16 protein-coding genes are annotated in these 14,140 nt (G+C 35.9%); 6 read left to right on the forward strand and 10 right to left on the reverse strand.

Going from position 1 to position 14,140, the window contains the following annotated elements; genetic code table 11:
• Nucleotides 1-143: 143 nt before the first annotated feature.
• Entirely contained in the window at nt 144-995 is an 852-nt protein-coding gene (gene queF, locus AC27HL_RS10845; protein ID WP_487081006.1) for an NADPH-dependent 7-cyano-7-deazaguanine reductase QueF, read from the reverse strand.
• Nucleotides 996-1,071: 76 nt separating this feature from the next.
• Between queF and syd the strand changes: the two genes are divergently transcribed.
• On the forward strand, nt 1,072-1,650 hold the full coding sequence (gene syd, locus AC27HL_RS10850) for a SecY-interacting protein (protein WP_487081007.1): 579 nt from the start codon (nt 1,072-1,074) through the stop codon (nt 1,648-1,650).
• Nucleotides 1,651-1,700: 50 nt separating this feature from the next.
• Here the strand turns inward: syd and AC27HL_RS10855 are convergent, their stop codons facing one another.
• Nucleotides 1,701-2,015, reverse strand: a complete 315-nt coding sequence (locus AC27HL_RS10855; RefSeq protein WP_487081008.1) for a hypothetical protein — start codon at nt 2,013-2,015, stop codon at nt 1,701-1,703.
• Nucleotides 2,016-2,193: 178 nt separating this feature from the next.
• On the opposite strand from AC27HL_RS10855, the gene AC27HL_RS10860 reads away from it, so the two are divergent.
• The gene (locus AC27HL_RS10860; RefSeq protein WP_487081009.1) at nt 2,194-2,550 is read left to right on the forward strand and encodes a DUF3192 domain-containing protein; all 357 of its coding nucleotides are present in this window, start codon (nt 2,194-2,196) and stop codon (nt 2,548-2,550) included.
• A gap of 102 nt (nt 2,551-2,652) precedes the next feature.
• Here AC27HL_RS10860 and AC27HL_RS10865 read toward each other — a convergent pair whose 3' ends face one another.
• The 4 genes from AC27HL_RS10865 to AC27HL_RS10880 form a co-directional block, all read right to left on the reverse strand.
• Nucleotides 2,653-4,056 carry a DUF3300 domain-containing protein gene (locus tag AC27HL_RS10865; RefSeq protein WP_487081010.1) on the reverse strand — a complete coding sequence of 468 codons (1,404 nt, stop codon included), beginning with the start codon at nt 4,054-4,056 and terminating at the stop codon, nt 2,653-2,655.
• 166 nt (nt 4,057-4,222) lie between these two features.
• On the reverse strand, nt 4,223-5,566 hold the full coding sequence (locus AC27HL_RS10870; RefSeq protein WP_487081011.1) for an ATP-binding protein: 1,344 nt from the start codon (nt 5,564-5,566) through the stop codon (nt 4,223-4,225).
• A gap of 84 nt (nt 5,567-5,650) precedes the next feature.
• Nucleotides 5,651-6,325, reverse strand: a complete 675-nt coding sequence (locus tag AC27HL_RS10875; protein WP_487081012.1) for a response regulator transcription factor — start codon at nt 6,323-6,325, stop codon at nt 5,651-5,653.
• A gap of 3 nt (nt 6,326-6,328) precedes the next feature.
• The gene (locus AC27HL_RS10880) at nt 6,329-6,640 is read right to left on the reverse strand and encodes a PepSY domain-containing protein (protein WP_487081013.1); all 312 of its coding nucleotides are present in this window, start codon (nt 6,638-6,640) and stop codon (nt 6,329-6,331) included.
• A gap of 197 nt (nt 6,641-6,837) precedes the next feature.
• Between AC27HL_RS10880 and AC27HL_RS10885 the strand changes: the two genes are divergently transcribed.
• Together AC27HL_RS10885 and AC27HL_RS10890 are read left to right on the forward strand one after the other, a co-directional pair.
• Nucleotides 6,838-7,650 (forward strand): choice-of-anchor H family protein, encoded by an 813-nt coding sequence (locus AC27HL_RS10885; RefSeq protein ID WP_487081014.1) that lies wholly within the window; start codon nt 6,838-6,840, stop codon nt 7,648-7,650.
• Between the two features lie 244 nt (nt 7,651-7,894).
• Nucleotides 7,895-8,545, forward strand: coding sequence for a GNAT family N-acetyltransferase (locus AC27HL_RS10890; protein ID WP_487081015.1), 651 nt, complete (start codon nt 7,895-7,897; stop codon nt 8,543-8,545).
• A gap of 791 nt (nt 8,546-9,336) precedes the next feature.
• Here the strand turns inward: AC27HL_RS10890 and AC27HL_RS10895 are convergent.
• The 3 genes from AC27HL_RS10895 to AC27HL_RS10905 all read right to left on the reverse strand — a co-directional run bounded on the left by AC27HL_RS10895 (nt 9,337) and on the right by AC27HL_RS10905 (nt 12,452).
• Entirely contained in the window at nt 9,337-10,425 is a 1,089-nt protein-coding gene (locus AC27HL_RS10895; protein ID WP_487081016.1) for a hypothetical protein, read from the reverse strand.
• A gap of 678 nt (nt 10,426-11,103) precedes the next feature.
• Entirely contained in the window at nt 11,104-11,403 is a 300-nt protein-coding gene (locus AC27HL_RS10900) for a DUF3301 domain-containing protein (protein ID WP_487081017.1), read from the reverse strand.
• Between the two features lie 8 nt (nt 11,404-11,411).
• Entirely contained in the window at nt 11,412-12,452 is a 1,041-nt protein-coding gene (locus AC27HL_RS10905; protein ID WP_487081018.1) for a DUF3549 family protein, read from the reverse strand.
• 108 nt (nt 12,453-12,560) lie between these two features.
• On the opposite strand from AC27HL_RS10905, the gene AC27HL_RS10910 reads away from it, so the two are divergent.
• Together AC27HL_RS10910 and truC are read left to right on the forward strand one after the other, a co-directional pair.
• Nucleotides 12,561-12,932 (forward strand): YqcC family protein, encoded by a 372-nt coding sequence (locus tag AC27HL_RS10910; RefSeq protein ID WP_487081019.1) that lies wholly within the window; start codon nt 12,561-12,563, stop codon nt 12,930-12,932.
• Between the two features lies 1 nt (nt 12,933).
• On the forward strand, nt 12,934-13,698 hold the full coding sequence (gene truC, locus AC27HL_RS10915; protein WP_487081020.1) for a tRNA pseudouridine(65) synthase TruC: 765 nt from the start codon (nt 12,934-12,936) through the stop codon (nt 13,696-13,698).
• 30 nt (nt 13,699-13,728) lie between these two features.
• On the opposite strand, the gene AC27HL_RS10920 is transcribed toward truC, so the two are convergent.
• Nucleotides 13,729-14,067: a hypothetical protein gene (locus AC27HL_RS10920; protein WP_487081021.1), complete on the reverse strand. Its 339-nt coding sequence runs from the start codon at nt 14,065-14,067 to the stop codon at nt 13,729-13,731.
• Nucleotides 14,068-14,140 lie beyond the last annotated feature (73 nt).

A 14,140-nucleotide genomic window follows, 5' to 3' on the forward strand; every position in this document is an offset into this window, starting at 1 on the left:
AGATTTTCTAAATCAAAATAAGGTTTTAGCACAAATATTAAAACCAGATATCTATACGCTAATAATAAACATAACCGCATAAAAAGCCAGCAGAAGTCGCTAAACTTGTGCTGGTTGCTGAAAATCTGTGCAGTTATTTTCTGCTATTGGCGAATTGTTCGTAAATTTGGCGCTTTTAATGACGATGAAGAGCGAAATGGGTTAATGTCTAAACCACCTCGCCTTGTGTAACGTGCATATACGGTTAATTCATTTACTTGACAGTATTTTTGAATATCGCAATAAATTCGTTCAACACATTGCTCATGAAATTCATTATGTTGGCGAAATGAAACTAAGTAGCGCAGTAAACTTTCATGGCATATTTTTTTACCGTGATAATCAATATAAACACTGGCCCAATCAGGTTGGTTGGTAATTAAACAGTTCGATTTTAGTAAGTGACAAACCAGTTGCTCTGAAACAGATGATTCGCTTGTGTTTTCAACTGTGGTAAGTATTTCTGGGTTTAACGAGAACGCATCTACTTCTATATCTAAATCATCAATACAAATTGCAGTGCTACTTTTTATTGCTAGTGCAGGGCATTCATCGACAGGGTATAGTGTAACAGAGGCATTCGCGCAGGCTACTGCCGATAAATCGTTTACGAGTGTTGACTCGACACTTTGCCAAGAAGCGAATTTTGTTTGGTTAAAACTATTTAAATATAATTTAAATGATTTGGATTCGATTATATTGGTACTAGTACAAGGAAATCGAAATTCAGCGACAGCAACAATGGGCTTTCCTTTACTGTTTAACCATGATAATTCATATCCGTACCAAACATCTTCACCATTAAAAGGTAAATTGTTAGCCGTTAGCGATAAGCTATCTCTATTTAAGCTCCTAGGTACCCCTTGAAGCAAATCTGCGTTATATTGGCTAATATAATCTGTTGTTTTTCCGAGCGTTAGATTGCTTAATTCTTTTGCGTTTTGATAAGTGCTCATGGCTTTAGCTAGTATCTTCTTTGGTTGCGACAGTAGAAATCTGTATTTTCTTTATTTTATAGGAATTCGTGTTTAGATGAAAATATCAAATGAAAAACTTGCTGAACAAATTTGGCATTTCTCCCAGAAATATCTACAAGCTTACCAAGATAAATTTCAACATTTACCAATTTTAGAACAAGATAAGAATTGGTTATCACCATGCGAGCAAGGTATCCATCAAGAAAACTATTCACTATGGGCGCCAATAAAAATAACAGACGACTTAAATTTTGAAAATGTTGAATCAGCACTCGAGCTGACATTACATGATGATATTAAGACGTACTTTACCAGTATATTTTGTGACTCATTAGATGCAAGCTGTGATGAAGGGGATTTATCGTTGTTATTCGCCTGGAATAGCGATGATTTTTCGCGCTTGCAAGAAAATATTATTGGCCATATATTGATGAAGAGTAAGCTAAAACAGAAGTTAACCGTATTTATTGCTGTTACAGATAATGAAGATCATATTATCTCTGTTGACAACAATTCAGGTGAAGTTTGGGTAGAAAAGGTGGGTTGCGAGCCACACAAAAAGTTAGCCGACTCAATCGCTGAATTTATATTACAGCTTTCGCCAAAACTGCCTCCAAACGAAGCCTATGAATAATTAGGGTGTTTTGCTTTATTTAGTTTAACTCGCTAAATAAAGCAACTTCATTACTTTTCATTCAATAGTTGCTTTAATAACGTTTTAACTTCCTGTAACTCTTGCTGTAAGGGTAATAATGCTTGTGATATCAAGGTTTTTAATTCTTCATTAGTTGAAGGTAAATCAGTATTTTCTGCGACTACATTTTCCTCCTCGTGGCTTGAAGTAAAGTTTGGATCGTGCTGCCAAGTTTTTAATACTGCAATAATGGTTGGTAGTGGTGTAGGTTGCCTTAATTTACTTTTTATTAAAGCAACGCTTGGCACTTTTCCTTGATTGGCTAATTGATTGGCAATGATGGATATTTCATCAGATATCGTCATAAAGGTTAACTCAAATGTTAAAGTTGCAATATTTTAGCGAAAAATACTAACCAAGTCTCGCCTTATTTTAAATGATTTTGACTTATTTTATTTTAATTCAATGGGTTAGCGAGTTGGTTTGGCATTTGCTATTACTTTTAGTAAAAATAATCCTTTTTTATACTGAGAGAAAAATAAAATGAAAAAATCATTATTAGCTTTAGTAGTTGTCGCACCACTTTCAATGGCTTTAACAGGCTGTGTTATTGCGGTTGGCGGTGAAGATGGTCACTCAATTAGTTCAAACTTTGAAGACAGAGAATATGAAAATAGAAAAAAAATTGCACGTATTCAGTTAAACAGTGCATTTTCGGACGTGTCGCGTGAAATGGGCGTTGCAGATTTTAATGAAACTTATTTAGATGATGGTAAAACCATTAATATTGTATACTACCGTACCCATCGTTTGCATAAAGATGGCTTAACAACTAAAGATGAATGTACAAAATTAGTTTTTACAAACAACGTATTAACTTCGATAGAACAAGGCCGTTAATTTAGTATTATTTGCTAATAATTAAAAAAAGGGCAATACCTTAATGCTTTGGTATTGCCCTTTTTACCTCCCCTGAACTGCTCTAAATTCTATTAACCATGATTAATGACGCTTCTTTTGGTGACTTCGATTCGAACCCGCACTGCTTCTGGGTTTGTGTGTAACTTTAGTCACTGAGCGTTTATTACTATGTTGATAACCTCTGTGTTGGCTTGGTTTGTTTTTTACATAATGTTTCTGGTGTTGGTTTTTGCTATAACCGCTATTGTTTTTCTGCTTATGTGCCGTTGATACGTATTTAGTGGTTTGCTTACTTTTATATACTGTTTTGCTGCGGTTGTTGGCTCCTTCACTATTACGTTGATTGTAGGTTGGTTTTTGTACTTTCGTATTACGCCATTTAGGGTCTTGATAAGGCTGCGTTTTATTTAATGAATTTTTAGTTCTAGCGTGTTTGTCAATTTTTACTGCTTGATTAACTTTCAATTGACGCTTAACGTTTTTATGCACTGCACTTGAGTGTTTTACTGCTCGCTTATTTTGTTTAGCAGTATGTACTTGCTTGGAACGTACAATTTTATGTTTTTGTACACTTGGCGTATAACTGCGATATTTTTGCTGTATATTATTGGTTCTATAAGCGACCCCTTTTCTATGGCGAGGGTTGTGTTGCCATTTTTTTCCTTGGTAACTTGTTGAAACACGACTTTTACTGTGCTGTTTGTAATAGCGCGACTTATGATGATGAACCACGACATGATGGTTGTGCCAATGAACACTGCCAAAAAATAACCCTAATGTAAGGTGGACAGGGTTATGCCAATAATACGGACCATGATGATAAGCGTAGTGACTTGGTGAGTGCCAGTAAACTGGTGGATAGTGTGACCAACGCCAGTGACCATAAACAATACGAGTATCATAATAGGGAACATATATAACTTCTGGTTGCGCTGGTTTAATAATTATCGTTTTGGTTTCACGAACTACGTTGACATTGTTCATATTGTCTAAATTTCCAGCGCGATCTGCTTGCTGCCTTAATGACTGAATACTTGCCAGTACTTGTGCTTGATCTTGTAAAAAAGCATCACCTAAGTTGCGCATCCAATGTAAATCACTACTTAGCTTTTTCAGGATATTAGGAAACGGCAATAAGGCTTTAACGCTGGCATCCCAATCTTTTTTTTCTGCTGCATCAGCACGAGCTTGAATCGTTAACTTGTCGTTTTTCTCTAACCAACGTTCTGCATCTACTACTTCAATTGGGTATGTTGCAGCAATAAGAATATGGCTTAGTAGAGAATCAGGGTAAAGTGCAATGGGCGCTAACATTTGTTCTAGCTCAGCTTCAGTAAAGTTAGTAATGTTTACAACTGGTTCGACGCTGGTATTTGAAGAGCTTTCAATTGCTAAACTCTGCGATGCCGTGAACGACAATATGAAAGCACTTGTAATTGAAACAATTACTTTAGTCATATTAGATTTTAATTTAGAGACTTGCATTTAATCACTCCTTATTACGACCAAATTGAAAGGTAAAATAAATATCGATAACGTTGTGTCAATTGATATTCAATTACTTTCCAAGGTATGGGGCTAATAATAAAGCGTGTAAACTGAACCTTACCTGAACAAGAGATTAGTTTTAATTGTTGAACTTTACAAAATGTTATCGAGGGAAGTTGATGGTGAATTTAGCGCCAGATAATTTGCTCGATAAGGCGATGATTATTTCGCCTTGGTAACTATCGACTAAATCTCGAACAATAGCTAAGCCAATGCCGTGCCCATGTTGATATGTATCAGCGCGAGTGCCTCGTTCCAATATATCTTTACGTAGAGACTCTTCAATGCCACAGCCATCGTCTTCAATAACGAAAGTTAACTGCTTGCCTTTATTTAGTACCTGCAACGAAACATGGTGACTTGCCGCTTTACAAGCGTTATCAAGTATATTCCCTAGTATCTCAAGTAAATCTGATTCATCGCCTCGAAAAACGCTATTCGTCGCGATATCAAGGTTGAAGTTAATATTTTTATCTTGATATATTTTACTTAAACTTGTCAGCAATTTTTCAGCAATGGGCGCAACTTGAGTACCTAAATACCAAGACGATTGGCCGGCACTTTGCGCTTTTCTAAGCTGGTGTTCAACCATGGCGTTAATAATTGTTAGTTGCTCTAATGTTAATTGCGAAAGCTGTGGTTGGCTTTGGATCACAGCTAATGGTGTTTTTAAACTATGAGCAAGATCGGATAGGGCATTTCGATAGCGTTGACGCTGCTTTTGTTCGGCATTTAATAATAAATTCAATTGTTCGGTTACTTGAGTCAATTCGGTAGGGTAGGTTTCGACTAAACGTTCACTTTTGCCTTGCTCAACATGCTGAAGCTCTGAACGTAATACTTTTAATGGTTTCAGTGTCCACATAGACCATAAATATTGAAACATAAGGAGAATTGTCATTAAGCCGGCTAAGCCTAATAGTAATTTATGATGAAACTCTGTCATCATATTCGCTAAATCACCTTGTTGTTTTATGATGTGCAGTGTCATGGGGTATGGCTGTTTTTCACTGCCATAACTTACACTTAAGCTATAGACGTAGTGAGCAGTGTCGTCTATTTGCGTTTGGTAAAATACGCTTTGTCCTAAGCTAGGCTGTTTGAACTGCTTAGGCTGCCATTTTGATAATAATGACTGTGAACTCCAAAGTTTCTCAGCTGTCGAAGACTGTATTGGCGTATTTTTAGATGATATTTTGTTGGTGTTGTTTGGCAAATTATCATTGACGGGCAATGAAGTTAAAACAGCATATAGGCCTGATTGGCTGACATTAAACTGGGTTTCTAATAATTGCTCAGGCATAAGAAGTTGATTATTTTCAACTTCTACAATGGCTAGAATTGAAAAAGAATAGGCAGAAAGTTCATTGTTAATACCTGCGATCATATGTTTTTCATAAGCATTGCTAATGATCAAGCCAACAAGCGGTAAGAGCACAAAAATCATCAAAAGGGCACTAAATAGCACTCTATTTTTTAGGGAATTAAATGTTTTCTTAAATGGCGCTAGCAATGAAACTTACTCAAAATATTAGTCAAACTTCTTCAATACGTAACCCTGGCCGCGTAAAGTTTCAATAAACTTCAATTGATTTTCAGGATCAAGTTTTTTACGTAAACGTCTGATAAACACTTCAATCACGTTTGAATCTAAATCAAAGTCTTGGTCGTATATGTGCTCTGTTAGTACCGTTTTGGACTTTACTTCGCCTAAATGATGCATCAAGTACTCAAATAATTTGTACTCATAGCTACTGAGCGATACTGGTTGGCCACTAACATGAACCTGCATACTTGAGGTATTGATTGAAAAAGGGCCGTTTTCTATTACAGGACTTGCTTGACCCACACTGCGTCTGATCAAAGCATTTAGCCTAGCGAGCAATTCTTCAATATGAAAGGGTTTGGTAAGGTAGTCGTCAGCACCAGCGTCCAGCCCCGATACTTTATCTTGCCAACTTCCCCTTGCGGTAAGTATTAAAATTGGAAAATCGAAATTTTGCTCTCTCAGCGCTTTAATGATGCTAACACCGTCAAGTTTGGGTAAGCCTAAATCAACAATTGCGGCGTCATAAGGATATTCTTGCCCTTGAAATAAGCCTGATTCACCATCACTTGCTACATCAACACTGTATTTAGCCGTTGTTAGATGGTCTTTGATTTGCTGTTGCAAGTTTTCGTCGTCTTCGATCAATAATATGCGCATGCACTAGTTTCCTGATACTCGGCCAGATCTGGCATCTACGTTAACAGAAATTACATGACCATTTTTTTTAAGTAATTTCACACGATAACTAGGATTATTCTTTGAACCGCTATTATTTACTTTTAACACTTTGCCACCATATTTACTTTTAACTATTCGAGCGGCTTGTTGAGCACTAATGGGCTTTGACTGTTTAGACTTTGCATATTTGCTAGGCACAATTCTTAATGTATCACTAGTTGACTCAAGCGAAGCTAATGACGGAGCTGTCGTGAGTAAACTTATGACACTTATTATAAGTAATTGTTTTTTCATTGTTGCACCTGATAAAACGATATTATTACCCAGTGTAAAATATTGGCTAAGGTAATCCAAGTCAGCACTAATTTAAAATAACAAAGCTGAACCCTGACTGAACATCATTTAAGTTTAAATCTATCAAAAAACTCTCTATTTTGTTCAGCTAATGTTCATGCTAACTGCGCTTAAATGATCATATTCCAGAAAAAGAGATGAAAGATATGATTAATAAAAACTTTAAATTTGGCGCAGTAATTATGTTGTTTATAGCTAGCCCATTAGCTTTAGCACAAACATCAAACTTAGGTGATGAAACAGAAGCAAAAGTAAGCCGCTCGTATGCGGAGTATAAACAAGCACTTTCCGATAATGGTGCAAAATCAACCGCTGAAATAAAACAAGTTGAAGCAACAAAGAGAACATTAAAATATCAGGGAATGACGAGAGATACAGTTAAAAATAGCCGAGAAAAAGCGGCAAATGCAGCTATGTTAGTAAAAAATAAGCAAGCAAATATAACGAATAAGACAAACTTTCATCATAGTTTTTCTATTTACAATGCCTATAGTGAATTATTAACAGATATAGATGCCGATGGTTATTACCAAACTTTTAGTGTTAGCTTTGATGCTGATATTTTATCACCTAATATTAATGAGCAAGCAATTGTTTATGCCGACTTGTATTTGAGTCGCAATGGCGGCCCTTGGCTATTATATTTCTCTACCGATAATTTTGTAATTAATGGCGAGAGCACCGAGGATGAGTTTGAAGTTATTACTAATTTAGAATCTGGTTATGTTCCAGATAATTACGATGTACTAATTGACCTTTATGAAGTTGGTTACAGTGATGTTGTTGCTACTTATAGTTCGGACGATACAAATGCACTTTATGCGTTACCATTAGAAAGTAGCGATTACGACCCTGAATATATTGAAGTAGAGCAATTCCATGAACACGGTGGTAGTTTAGGGCTCGTTGGCTTATCGCTACTTTTACTTAGTGTAAGCCGTCGTAAGTAAATTAGTCGATTTACATTGCCAATACTATTTATATAACACTTGTTAGTTTTTATTTTGTGCGCTTCGGGCACAAGATAAAAGCTAACCTGTTAGGCGAAATAACGTAGAAAATTAAAGAAATTAGCGCCTTTTTGTTGATAGATGACTACTGTTATCGAGAATATATTTGACCTGATTTCTACAATGCTGATATGGTGAAGCGATAAAAATAATAAAAAGTCGAATCATTTATGAGGGAATTTAGATGTCATCAGCAGTCATTGACGAAACAAGTGTCGATATAAAAGCCAGCTATTTATCAGCAGAAGACTTGCGATTAGCAGCGTCGTTATTGTACCAAGCTTATCATGATGATCCTGTCTTTTTAGAAATTTTCTCCGCTGAAAAAAACGACTATGAGCAACGGCTACGGGCATCAATCCGTGAAGAACTAAATGCATTTTGGCATGCAAAACAACCGATGATTGGCCTTTATTTAGGTGAAACTATGGTCGGGGTGGCATGTTTAAATAACCCTGAAGAGGGAGTTGGCTCAGAGCGCTTTTGGCATTGGCGCTTGAAGATGTTACTGGGTGCAGGCTACTTTAGCACTAAGCAAATGATTGAAAAAGAAAAGGTAGTGCTTGCTGCGGTACCATTAGAAAAGTTTCATATGTTGTCTTTTATTGCGATTCACCCTTTGCATCAACACCATGGCTTTGGCCATTATTTAATGGCAGCGGTAAATAGCATTTTGACTGAACATAAAGATAGTCAAGGTGTTGCGGTTTATGCAACTAGCAAAAAATACAAAGCATTTTTTAATGATGTTAATTATCAATTTATAAAAGAAGTGGAAGTTGGCAATGTTTCAGGTTCGTTGATGGTTTATTATCGTGAGAAAGAAAATATTTAAACTAATGTAAGTAAAAGTACAGTAAAAATAAGGGAGCAAGTGCTCCCTTATTTATTTGTTGTATTTAAAGGCGTTATTTTCAAAGTGGAAAGTCTGTATATTTTAGTATCCCGCTATTGTTAGTATAGTTTTATTCATTTTTTCAACTAAGTGTTTGATAGCCTTCATTTTCGAATGTTTGTTTGGGTTTGCTAAAGGATGTAACAATAAATGCATGATTACTGTGCGACTGAATCTGACAATTCGATGTAGGAGATGTCTCACATTGCTGTAGGATATAATGTTTGTTTTCAGTGATAATTTATTACGTTTTTTTGTAACTGATTGATTTTTAATTGATTACATAAAATAACGTAATATTTCATTTTGATTACAATAAATTTATTTGAAAAAAGTAACTTTGAAAAATTAGTGGTTGTTCTAATATTACAACTGTCAGGACGACATGGGATTTACCCAACTGGTAGTTCTCTACCAAAAGGACGCTTAGTATAGCGAAGAGATAGGATATCTCGCAAGGATAGATGGAAAGTTGTCACGGAATAAATCGTCAGGAAGATGAAATAAGGACAACAGATGTAACTTGGATAGTTACTGTTAAGGATAACAAGGACAGCAAATGATTTGCTAGGATATGCTAAGGATAGCTATTTATGGATGAAGCGGGATCATATTTATTATGCAGGATGCATAAAAGCTAGTTTAAGAAATGCGGTTCATTGAACCGCATTTTTTTGCTTAAAATTCAGTGACATTTCGTCGAGTTTTAATTTTCTTGTTATCGTTAATTTCTATTCCGCTAGTATTTCGGCATAGAAATCTTTCTTACCTAATGTTGCTTGGCTGCCTTTTAAAGAGAAATTGTAACCACAAAGCGAAAATCGTCCTTTCATCGCAAGACTCTTAACTAAAGTTTTGGTGTCTAAAGGTGAGAAATAAGCAAAATATTCATCGCCATTTTCTACCGTCACTTTATTACTTCTTATTGATTCACCTTTATGAAAAGTAATTTTTTGACAATTTGCATCACCAACGGCTGTTGCTATATCCCATAACTTATTTTCATTTGTTGAGTCGGCTTGCCAGTTAATGACAAGGCCGTTATGTGCAGAAACTAATAAATCAAAGTTATCAGGTAACGTAATACGATGCGTTAATTGCAGAGTATTATTTTTAGCTTGCGACATCTTTGGCTGAATTGGCTCACTAACAGCTGTGGAGTCTGTAAATATATATGAAATAGCAATGGCCACTATTAATAATGTTGCAATAGCTGACAAGGTTAATTGGGCATTCCTATTGCTAAATAGTATTAGCCTAATTGACTCTCCTAAGTCATTCTCTGTCTTTGATATATGAGTTGCAGCATTATTGCCAGATGTATGCTGATGGCTATTTGGATAATCGTTAGATGAAATTTCAGCGCTCATTGTTGGCTCGATCCGTTGAGCTTTTGTGGTTGCGCTTCTCGCGTTTGATTGATATTCAGCTAGGCTCACTGGCCCATTGTAACCAAATATATATTGCCTTTGCTTTTTACTTGGGTAGGTAAGTAGCAATAAGCATAATAGTAAAGGTAATAACAGTAACCAATATATACTGCTATGGCCGATAAAAATAATAATGAGTCCTGTTGCTAAAAATGTGCCTGCTGGTGCGAAAAGCCAATTTCGATAGAGTTGCGCGTCACGCAGACGCCGCTGAGTGGTTGCTAACATTAGTGCTAATAAAGTTAACAACCCAAAGATTGCTAACAATGGATTATTGATAAAGCTTTCATTAATAATGATAAAACAAATGAGGCTTAAAAAACTTATTGAAATAAAACGAATACGATTGTCAAAACCATGCCAGCAAAATAATGACTTTATAAATTGCACAAAACCTCCGGTGATGATCTAGAAAATACTGGGATAAAATCTAGAAAATAGTGCTGAAAAGAATCAAGGTAAGGGTACCTAATTTTCTATCAGATGTCAGTGTTGTTGAGAGGTTTGATTGTTAATTCCTGTTACTTCGCAGGCTTAATTTTAGCTAGTTGCTAAATGTAAATAAAAAGTCAAAAGTTGTAATTGTGCCGATTCTTTGTAAGAGATGTCTGCAACTGGCATCTGATATTATAGCTTTTTTATCATCGTCAATTTTTTATTTCTCTCTATATTTTTGTTTTATATGTATTTTTGTTTGTTTTTATCTTTGGCGGAAGTTTTTGTCACGAAAAAAATGAAATTAGATACTATTTTACAATCAGTAAAAATCTATACTTAATCATGTCAAGGAGGCAAGCGGTTAAGGAAAATCGTTAAGATACAAACATGGAAAGTATTGTATCTAACTTGTCAAAGGATAGACTACAAATACGGACGTTAGATTATTAAATCAAGGTAAATAAGGATGTTGTGCTGGATGCATAAGTTATTCACGGACTGAACTGACCAATACGGAAGATTAGCTAAGGAATAGCAAGCCAAGGAATTGGTTAATAATCAAAAAGAAAAAGCGACATTGTTGTCGCTTTTTCTTTGTCTGAAATTTAATAAGTTATAATTTTCGCCTAACTACACTCTGTATGCGGGTGTATCTATATTATCTAGTTTATAGCCGCGTAAGGTCATAGTGCCATGATATTTTGACTCACCATCACCACTAAACTCTAAATCAAACTGGCTTATCCAGTGAGGGCCATAACGTTTTGAAAATCTAAACTTGCTTGAAAGACGAGCAATTGCTAAAAATTGTAAATTTTCTTGTTTGCAATACTTATTAGCGTGTGAGCGGGCGTACTCTGAAACACGACGCAAGTATACGAAGTACCAAAATATTAAAGCAACAAACAGTAAGTAATAAATATTTTCCACGAGTTCCCTTATTGCTGAAACAGTTTTCCGATAGCCGTTGCCAAGGAATTGCTTCTATTAGGTGAGCGAATTGCCTGCAATAGTAATGGGCGCATGCTTGGAATTGCAACTAAATCTTTAAAAATATCCATAAATAACGTTAAATCATCGCTCTTTACTAAGTGTTCTAAATAGTTAAAAAGCACAGATTCATTTGCTAGCGCAGGCCATAAACGCCCAGCAATAATAATTAGGATTTCTTCACTTAGCGTTTCATTTTTAATTAAGCCAACAATAAACTTTTCACTAAATGGATGCTCAGTACTTGATGCCAAAGCACGCAAAATCGACAAGGCGAGGGCATTGTTGCCTTCTTTATTAGCTTGTTGATAAAGAGTAACAATTTTTTCAATTAATTCTGCTGATAAGGTTACGTTTTCTAACGCTAAACATAACGGTGATAATACTTGCTCTGGCAGATGTTTAATTGCGTTAATTAGTAGGTCTTCATTATTATTTTCAGCTAATCGAACTGCAAAATCCGACAAGCCTTGTACGCCAATATCTTGCCATGCTTGCCAGTTAGTATTACCTGATAAGTATTGTAATGCCGGTTGGTAGAATTTACTGGCATCTTGTTTTAGTGCAACAGAGACAATACTATTTATCGCGGCTAGTTTATATTGCGCGGGCGTAAAGTGATATGGATTCTTTTTAAGTAAAGCTTCTTGCTGTTCTGTCGGATTTACTGATAAGTCGCCACCAAGTGCTTCAATTATAATGGCAATAAAATGGTTGCGAGCGCCTTGGTTTAACAAACCTCGTTCATCAAGTGGCAATTTAACAAACCATAAATATGGTGTAGTTGACTGTTTCTGCCAAAATGCGATGGCTAAAAAGGCATGTCCTTGTGAGGGATAAGGGTACGGCAACTGGGCAGACTCAATTTTTTCAAATTGCGCTTTAGATATCTTATCAACACGCCTTCCCATGTCGTAAATACGGTATTGAGAGTTGGATAAGCTAAGTAACTCTGATATTGAAGAAATGGTGCCTGTTGTATTGCTCATAGTAAAAAACGGTCGCTATAAATTAAGGAGACAAGTTGTTATAGCGCGCCATTATAGAGATAATAGTCTTTTAACTCCACCGCTAATCTAGCAAATCGGGCACATGTTATGACTGACGAATATCAGGTCTCACAATTACTTTTATTATTAGATAAACTTCAAGCTGAACTTAAAGCGTTAGGGCTTTGGAGTAATGAAATACCCAGTGCAGATGCACTTGAAAGTACAGAGCCTTTTTGTTGCGATACACTCACTTTTACGCAATGGCTGCAATTTGTTTTTATTCCTCGTTTGCATTCGATGGTATTTCATAAGCAACAACTACCAAAAAATATTCTGGTTAGTCCGATCGCAGAAGAAAGCTTTCAATGCCAAAGTCAGTTAGCAATTATTGATATTATTGCGGATATAGATGAGTTACTTAGTGGGGTAGAAGTAGGCCGACCTTGGCAGAAAAAGATCATGGGTAGTGCAAAATAATATGATAGTTGAGAACGCCGGCGATGTGATTTTAGAAAAACCTATTTTAAAAATCTTATATCAAGATGAATACCTTGTAGCGATTGTTAAACCTGCTGGCTTGTTTGTTCACCGTAGCTTTATGGATAAAGATGAAGTTTATTTTGCGCTGCAATTAATTCGTGATCAAATTGGTCAATACGTTTATCCATTACACCGTTTGGATAGGCCAACTTCTGGTGTTTTGTTATTTGCTTTAACGCAAGATGTTGCTCGCATCATGGGGCAAAAATTTACAGATAGAGAAATCGAAAAAACCTATTACGCATTAACTCGAGGTCATTTATTAGGTGAAGCACTTATTGATTATGCATTAAAAGAAAAGCTAGATGATTTAGGTGATAAAAATGTCAACCGAGATAAAGAGCCGCAAAGCGCACAAACTTACTATCGGTCAATCGCGACAGCAACATTGCCTGTGCCTTTAGGAAGGTATCCGAGCGTTCGTTATTCTCTAATTAAATGTCAGCCCCGTACAGGACGCCGTCATCAAATTCGACGACATTTAGCACATTTACGCTATCCTATCATTGGCGATATAAATTATGGCGATAATAAGCAAAATCCTTTTTTTGCTCAGCAATTTGGCTTTAAACGATTGATGTTAATAGCAAAAGAGTTAGCTTTTATTCACCCTGTCACTGAGCAGAAAATAATAATTAGTGCAGAGTTCGATAGCCAGTGGCAACAGGTTTTTAATAAACTAGGCTGGCAAGAGAAGTTGTAATATAGTTTTTGAGAGCTTAATTGATAATTTTTATTTAGGGCCACTAATACGAACAGAGTTAAAGTCTTGTGCTATTAAGTTACTGTATGGAGTTGTGGTTCTATTTCGACTGCTTTGCTCTTCTTTTGCTCCTCTAATTTCTACTGCATTAACGAAATATGGATTTTGATAATTTTCACGTTGCTCGGCGAATGCCAACATCATTTGTTGATCTTGCGTCATTGGACGATTAAGCAGGCTTAGCATTAGTTGATGATCAGAGGTTAATGGTTTTTTCTCGACAGCAATCTTTGAGGTAGAGCTACAGGCTGATAAGAAAGTAACTAAAGTAACTAAAGTAACAACAAGGATCAAAGGTAGTGTTTTCATAATGCTAATAGTGTCTAAAATAACTTAATAAACACTATCGCAAGGGGTGTGCCAACTAAAAAATTGACACATT

The organism is Colwellia aquaemaris, assembly GCF_057548755.1.

Excerpts from the sequence above, each read along its gene's own strand:
- queF (WP_487081006.1), bottom strand. The coding sequence starts at position 995 with ATGAGCACTTATCAAAACGCAAAAGAATTAAGCAATCTAACGCTCGGA.
- syd (WP_487081007.1), top strand. The coding sequence starts at position 1,072 with ATGAAAATATCAAATGAAAAACTTGCTGAACAAATTTGGCATTTCTCC.
- AC27HL_RS10855 (WP_487081008.1), bottom strand. The coding sequence starts at position 2,015 with ATGACGATATCTGATGAAATATCCATCATTGCCAATCAATTAGCCAAT.
- AC27HL_RS10860 (WP_487081009.1), top strand. The coding sequence starts at position 2,194 with ATGAAAAAATCATTATTAGCTTTAGTAGTTGTCGCACCACTTTCAATG.
- AC27HL_RS10865 (WP_487081010.1), bottom strand. The coding sequence starts at position 4,056 with ATGCAAGTCTCTAAATTAAAATCTAATATGACTAAAGTAATTGTTTCA.
- AC27HL_RS10870 (WP_487081011.1), bottom strand. The coding sequence starts at position 5,566 with ATGATTTTTGTGCTCTTACCGCTTGTTGGCTTGATCATTAGCAATGCT.
- AC27HL_RS10875 (WP_487081012.1), bottom strand. The coding sequence starts at position 6,325 with ATGCGCATATTATTGATCGAAGACGACGAAAACTTGCAACAGCAAATC.
- AC27HL_RS10880 (WP_487081013.1), bottom strand. The coding sequence starts at position 6,640 with ATGAAAAAACAATTACTTATAATAAGTGTCATAAGTTTACTCACGACA.
- AC27HL_RS10885 (WP_487081014.1), top strand. The coding sequence starts at position 6,838 with ATGAAAGATATGATTAATAAAAACTTTAAATTTGGCGCAGTAATTATG.
- AC27HL_RS10890 (WP_487081015.1), top strand. The coding sequence starts at position 7,895 with ATGTCATCAGCAGTCATTGACGAAACAAGTGTCGATATAAAAGCCAGC.
- AC27HL_RS10905 (WP_487081018.1), bottom strand. The coding sequence starts at position 12,452 with ATGAGCAATACAACAGGCACCATTTCTTCAATATCAGAGTTACTTAGC.
- AC27HL_RS10910 (WP_487081019.1), top strand. The coding sequence starts at position 12,561 with ATGACTGACGAATATCAGGTCTCACAATTACTTTTATTATTAGATAAA.
- truC (WP_487081020.1), top strand. The coding sequence starts at position 12,934 with ATGATAGTTGAGAACGCCGGCGATGTGATTTTAGAAAAACCTATTTTA.
- AC27HL_RS10920 (WP_487081021.1), bottom strand. The coding sequence starts at position 14,067 with ATGAAAACACTACCTTTGATCCTTGTTGTTACTTTAGTTACTTTAGTT.